Consider the following 5,102-nt stretch of genomic DNA (forward strand, 5'->3'; position numbering starts at 1 on the left):
GAGGCCGCGGCGATCCGCGCCCTGCCCGAGGCGGCGGGCCGGCTGATCGTCACCCCCGGCGTGCGGCCGGCGGGCGCGGACGCCGGCGACCAGAAGCGGATCGAGACGCCGGCGACCGCCATCGCCAGCGGCGCCGACCATATCGTCGTCGGCCGGCCGATCTGGCAGGCGGCGGATCCGCGTGCCGCGGCGCAGGCGATCCAGGCGGAACTGGCCGGGCTCTGATCAGCCGAAATTGCGCTGGAAGACCGGCGCCAGATCCTCGCGCGCCGCCGTGGCGCTGGCGATGGACCAGACCTTGGGCGCCTTCGCCTGGAACCAGTCCGGGCCGGGTTTCCAGTTGGTCATCGCCGCCAGATAGATGTCCAGCGCCGAGAAGCGCTCGCCCAGGAACCACGGCGCGCCCACCACGCCTTCCAGCGCGGTCCACAGCTCCTGCAGCCGCGCGGTGGTGGCCTCGCCCAGTTCCTTCTGCGCCGCCTTGTCGCTCAGGAAGCGCGCCGGATCGTCGCCGAAGGTGAAGCAGGGATAGACCTGCGCCACCAGAAAGATCAGCCAGCGCAGGAAACGCGGCCGTTCCGGGGCGCCTGGGGCCGGCACCAGGTCGTCGCGCTCGGTCATGTCGGCCAGATGCAGCGTGATCGCCGCGCTTTCCGACAGCACCCGCCCGTCGGGCAGGATCAGCACCGGGATCTGCCCTGCCGGGCTGATCCGCATCAGGTCGCGGCGGGCTTCCTGGTCGATGAACAGGTCGGCCACCTCGACGGCATCGGCCGCCAGGCCGTAATGCGCCAGCTGCATCTCGATGATGGCCGAGCCCCAGCCGTTGCGACGGTATAGTTGCATGCGGGACATTCCATGCCTCCTTGCTGATGCCGGGATCATGCACAGGCAGCAGCGTTTTTCAAATCCCCGGCCCGGTTTCGGCAAGGATCAGCGCCACCCTTTCCCGGAAATGCGGCACGGCGCGCGGATGGGCGACGAATTGCGCCACCGGCATCATCCGCCAATCCTGCCCCTCGTCGCCGAAGCGGATCGCGGCGATCTCGGGCTCCGATATGCTGCCGTGAAACATCCAGGACAGCCGCGCCGGATCGTTCCACGACGCGAATGCCCGGCCGCGCAGCCGGTCGGGGGAAAGCCTCAGGCCGAACTCCTCCTCCAGCTCGCGCAGGGCGCATTCGACCGGCGTCTCGCCCGGCTCGGCCCCGCCGCCGGGCAGGTCCCAATGCGCCGGAAACGGGATCCAGGGGAAATCGTCGCGCAGGCAGGCCAGCAGCCGCCCGCCATGGGTCAGCACCAGCTTGGCGCCGATGAACCCTAGTTGTCGTTGATGTCCCTGGTCCAGCGCCGCACCTCGCCGCGATTGCTGCCGAAGATGCGGCGCAGGGCCAGCCAGATCGCCCCGGTCAGCACCGCCGTGACCACCAGCGCCAGCGGCAGCCCGCCGGTCCAGAGCCCGATCAGCAGCGCCAGCCCCATCAGCGCGACCGCGATGGCGGCGCCCAGGAAGAACCAGCCGGGCAGCACGATCTCGGCCGCGGCCAGGACCAGGGCCGCGACGATCCAGAACCAGCCGTTCATCACGGCCTGCCCCCCCGGAACAGCTTGAACGCGTCGCCAAGCGCCTCGACGGCCGAGGCGGGAACGATCACCGTCTGCTTGCCCTGGCCCTTGCCGACCTCGGCCAGCACCTCGACCTGGCGCATGGCGACCTGGTATTGCGCGGCCTCGATCCCGCCATCGCGGATCGCGCTGGCGATGGCGTTGGTGGCGTAAGCCTCGGCATCGGCCAGCACGCGCTTGGCCTTGGCCTGCTGCTCGGCGGCGTAAAGATCGCCGTCGGCGGCCAGCTCGACGGCGCGGCGCTTGCCCTCGGCCTCGGTCACCTGGGCGCGGCGGGCGCGCTCGGCATTGAGCTGCTGCAGCATGGCGGCGCGGGTGGCCTCGTCCAGGTTGACGTCGAGGATCTCGGCCCGCGTCACCTCGATGCCCCAGTCGTCGACGATGTTGGCCAGCGATTCGCGAATGCGCTCGATCAGCCGGGCACGGTTCGACTGCACCTGGTCCAGTTCCATGGTCCCGATTTCCGAGCGCACGATGCCCGCGACCGTGGTGGTGATGGCGGCGTCCACGTCGCGGATGCGATAGACGGTCTTTTCCGGCTCGATGATGCGATAGAAGACGCTGGTCTCGACCTGCACCAGCACGTTGTCGGCGGTGATCGCATCCTGGCGCGAGGTCGGCAGCTGCCGCTCCAGCACCGAGATGCGGTGCGCCACCCGGTCCAGGAAGGGCACGATGAAGTTGATCCCCGGCCCCAGCACCGCATGCAGCCGGCCGAAGCGCTCGACGACGTATTTCTCGGATTGCGGGACGATGCGGACGGCGGTGCTGACCGCCAGGAAGATCACCACCGCCAGGACGATCAGGGCGATGTTCTGGCTCAGCAGGTCGGAAATCTCGGGCGGCATGGGCGGTCCTTTCCCCTGGGGTAACTCGGCGGCGGTCACTCGGCGGCGATGGCCGAATCGCTGGCGTCGGGGCGCAGCCGCGCCAGCCTTTCGACGACGCGGGCGAAACGGGCCTGGAACAGGTCGAAATCGGCGCGCGGCTCGATCCGGCGCTCGTCCATGTAAAGCGAGCGGTCCAACTCCAGCTGCACGACATGGACATTGTTGCGCGGCCGGCCATAGGTCGCGGTGATATAGGCGCCGGAAAAGGGCGAGTTGCGGCGGATGCGGAAGCCCTCGGCCACCGCCGCCTCGGCCACGGCGGCGCTGATGCGCGGCGCGGCCGAGACGCCGTTGCGGTCGCCCAGCACCATCTCGGGGCGCGGGCGCGGCAGATGCGCCAGCGCGTCGCGCGGCATGGAATGCATGTCGATCAGGATGGCGCCGCCGAATCGCCCCACCGCCTCGTCGATCAGCGCCGCCAGCGCGCGGTGATAGGGATGCCAGAAGCGGGCGATGCGGCGCTCGGCCTCCTCGCGCGGGATCGGCCGGTCGTGGATCGGCCGCCCCTGCGAGACGACGCGGGGAATCACCCCCAGCCCGGCCATGATTCGCGGGTTCATCATCCCCGGCAGCGCGCCACCGACGACCAGCGGGTCGATCTCCTCGGGGCCGCGGTTCAGGTCCACGACGCAGCGCGGCACCCGGGCGGTCAGCACCGCCGCGCCATGGTCCAGCGCCGGCCGGATCAGCCGGTCCACGAAGGCATCCTCGGAGGAGCGCAGCTGCAGCGCATCCAGCCGCGATTCGGCCAGGAACCAGTCGGGATAGGCGCAGCCGGAATGCGGCGAGGCAAAGATCACCCCGCCATGCCATTCGGCCGGCCGCATCAGGTCGAAGACGGTCTCTTTCCTGTTCATCCTTCGGTTCCGCGCGTGCAACCGATGCCCGTTGCGGGCAGTCGGAATGAAAGCCATTAAACCGCGATCCGCAAGCGTGAACAGCCCTTGAATGAGGGCTTGAAACCCCGGAAAGAGGTGGATATAGACACGCGGACCAAGGGGATCTGGCAGCGGCGCTGACAGAATCACCTGTCAAGGGGGCGGTTAGCTCAGCGGTAGAGCACTACGTTGACATCGTAGTGGCCACTGGTTCGATCCCAGTACCGCCCACCATTCAATTCGCGCCCCCGGGGCTTTCCGGGGGCATTTCGTTTCCAAGGCGCGACCTAGCGATGCGCCGCGATAGGAGAAGACCGATGAAGGTTCGCAATTCGCTCCGCTCGCTCAAGAGCCGCCACCGCGATTGCCAGATCGTGCGCCGCAAGGGCCGCATCTACGTGATCAACAAGACCAATCCGCGCTTCAAGGCCCGCCAGGGCTGAAATCGCCGGTCACCGGATCAGGAACGCCCGCTGCGCCCCGCGCCGCGGGCGTTCTGCTTTGCGCATCGCCCTTTGCGCATGGTCCCTTGTGCGTGGTCCGGGGCCGGCCGTGCTGCCGCCCGACCGCCGGCGGGGGCTTCGCGCCCCCGCACCCCCGCGGGGTAATTTTCAAACGGAAAAGGTCAGAAGCGCGACAGCACCAGCCCGCCACCGACCATCAGCGCCGCCAGGATGCGCGGCAGCGAAATCTCGCGCAGCGGCAGGCCGAAGGCGCCGGTGCGGTCCAGGACGATCGCGGCGACGATCTGTCCCAGCGCCAGGGCGCAAAGCGCCGAAAGAGCGCCCAGCCGCGGCAGTGTCCAGACGATGGTCCAGACATAGAAGGCACCGAGCGCGCCGCCGGCCCACATCCACCACACGACCGAGCCGGCGCGCAGGAAGGCCCGGCCCTGGCCCATGCCGATGGCGGCCAGCGCCAGGATGGCGAAGCCCACCCCGAACGAGATCGCCGCCGCGACCAGCGGGCTTTGCACCCCACGCCCCAGCGCCGCGTTGATCGGCGCCTGCACCGCGATGCAGACCCCCGCCAGGGTCACGAAGATCGCCGCCAGAATCGGGAACTGCATGGGTCATGCCTTTCGTCAGCGTCAGCGCAACACGTCCGACAGCAGGCTGGATAGCGTCTGCTGGGTGAGATGGCCAGTCACCCGCAGGTTGCGCGCCGCCTGATAGCGGCGCAGCGCCTCGCGGGTCTCGTCGGTAAAGGCGCCGTCCACCGCGCCGGGCTGCATGCCGGCGATGCGCAACCGTTCCTCGATCAGCCGGCGGGTCGAGGGATCCAGCCGCAGCGCCTCTTCCTCGCGCCGCGCCGCCTCGGTCCCGGCACGCAGGGTGGCCAGACGCGCGCGCGCCTGTTCCGCGTGCCGGCCGGCGGGGAAGCGTTCCAGATAGGTCTCATGCGCCGCGGCCGAGCCCTGCCGGCGCACCCAGCGCCATGTCGCCTCGTCACCGCCCGCCGCCCCGGGCCCGGGCGCGGCATCGGTTGCGGCATCGGGCGGGTTGGGGGCGGCTTCGGCATGGGTGCCGCGATCCTGCCGCGCCTTGCCACGCCGGTCCGGCGCGGCCAGCTGCTGCAGCTGCGGATGGGTCAGGTAGCCGGTGGCCGGCAGGCGATTCCCGCGCTGCCAGGCGGCGATGGCGGCGCGGCTGCGGGCGCCGAACACCCCGTCCGCCGGGCCCGGCTGCAGGCCCAGACCGGCCAGCCG

Annotated in this window: 9 protein-coding genes and 1 tRNA gene; 3 read left to right on the plus strand and 7 right to left on the minus strand. The window is 70.2% G+C overall.

The window, feature by feature from the left end; translation table 11 throughout:
- The coding region (locus I9P22_RS22975) for an orotidine 5'-phosphate decarboxylase / HUMPS family protein (RefSeq protein WP_199262442.1) at positions 1-225 on the plus strand (225 nt) is incomplete at its 5' end.
- Here the strand turns inward: I9P22_RS22975 and I9P22_RS22980 are convergent.
- From I9P22_RS22980 to I9P22_RS23000, 5 genes are read right to left on the minus strand one after another with little or no spacing between them, the layout of a single operon-like run.
- A complete protein-coding gene (locus I9P22_RS22980; RefSeq protein WP_199262444.1) occupies positions 226-855 on the minus strand; it encodes a glutathione S-transferase family protein in 630 nt (209 codons plus the stop codon).
- 49 nt (positions 856-904) lie between these two features.
- Positions 905-1,300 carry an NUDIX hydrolase gene (locus I9P22_RS22985; RefSeq protein ID WP_199262446.1) on the minus strand — a complete coding sequence of 132 codons (396 nt, stop codon included), beginning with the start codon at positions 1,298-1,300 and terminating at the stop codon, positions 905-907.
- 20 nt (positions 1,301-1,320) lie between these two features.
- The gene (locus I9P22_RS22990; protein WP_199262448.1) at positions 1,321-1,584 is read right to left on the minus strand and encodes an NfeD family protein; all 264 of its coding nucleotides are present in this window, start codon (positions 1,582-1,584) and stop codon (positions 1,321-1,323) included.
- Positions 1,584-2,474: an SPFH domain-containing protein gene (locus I9P22_RS22995; RefSeq protein ID WP_199262450.1), complete on the minus strand. Its 891-nt coding sequence runs from the start codon at positions 2,472-2,474 to the stop codon at positions 1,584-1,586. The genes I9P22_RS22990 and I9P22_RS22995 overlap by 1 nt, the downstream gene beginning before the upstream one ends.
- A 35-nt stretch (positions 2,475-2,509) precedes the next feature.
- Complete coding sequence (locus I9P22_RS23000; protein WP_199262452.1) at positions 2,510-3,373, minus strand: N-formylglutamate amidohydrolase; 864 nt, start codon at positions 3,371-3,373, stop codon at positions 2,510-2,512.
- Between the two features lie 180 nt (positions 3,374-3,553).
- Between I9P22_RS23000 and I9P22_RS23005 the strand changes: the two genes are divergently transcribed.
- Together I9P22_RS23005 and ykgO are read left to right on the plus strand one after the other, a co-directional pair.
- Positions 3,554-3,628 (plus strand) — tRNA-Val (locus tag I9P22_RS23005).
- Positions 3,629-3,711: 83 nt separating this feature from the next.
- Positions 3,712-3,837, plus strand: coding sequence for a type B 50S ribosomal protein L36 (ykgO, locus tag I9P22_RS23010; protein WP_017998967.1), 126 nt, complete (start codon positions 3,712-3,714; stop codon positions 3,835-3,837).
- 182 nt (positions 3,838-4,019) lie between these two features.
- On the opposite strand, the gene I9P22_RS23015 is transcribed toward ykgO, so the two are convergent.
- Both I9P22_RS23015 and I9P22_RS23020 read right to left on the minus strand, forming a co-directional pair.
- Positions 4,020-4,463, minus strand: coding sequence for a DMT family transporter (locus tag I9P22_RS23015; protein WP_199262454.1), 444 nt, complete (start codon positions 4,461-4,463; stop codon positions 4,020-4,022).
- Between the two features lie 21 nt (positions 4,464-4,484).
- The coding region (locus I9P22_RS23020) for a peptidoglycan-binding domain-containing protein (protein ID WP_199262456.1) at positions 4,485-5,102 on the minus strand (618 nt) is incomplete at its 5' end.

Origin of the sequence: Paracoccus binzhouensis (assembly GCF_016446475.1) — a bacterium.
In the GTDB taxonomy this organism is placed as follows: domain Bacteria; phylum Pseudomonadota; class Alphaproteobacteria; order Rhodobacterales; family Rhodobacteraceae; genus Paracoccus; species Paracoccus binzhouensis.